The 232-nt window shown below is 55.6% G+C and carries 1 protein-coding gene; it reads left to right on the top strand.

Translation table 11 applies throughout. From position 1 onward, the window contains the following. On the top strand, positions 1-232 hold a 232-nt coding region (locus tag AC1RPJ_RS08355; protein ID WP_481762944.1), incomplete at both ends, for a hypothetical protein.

Raw genomic sequence — 232 nt, 5'->3', positions numbered from 1 at the left:
ATTCTCAACGTCATGGGCGAGAAGATCAAACTCGCACCCGGGCTCGTCGAGCGTCTTGAATTCCAAAAAGAGTTTGAGGACGACTATGATGAAGCGACTCTCCGTCAGGTTCCGGCTCTGGCCACGAGCCCGGATACGGCGTTTGCCGTGCTCGACGACGGCACATTCGCGTTCCCCGGTATCGAGTCCGCGTTTCAAGTATGGAAGAAGGCACGTTCCAATTTCCGACACA

It is taken from the genome of Dellaglioa sp. CoH-57-MRSF-17, from assembly GCF_056782015.1.
The sequence above is the reverse complement of the archived record's forward strand: the minus strand, read 5'-3'. Positions and strand labels throughout refer to the sequence as shown.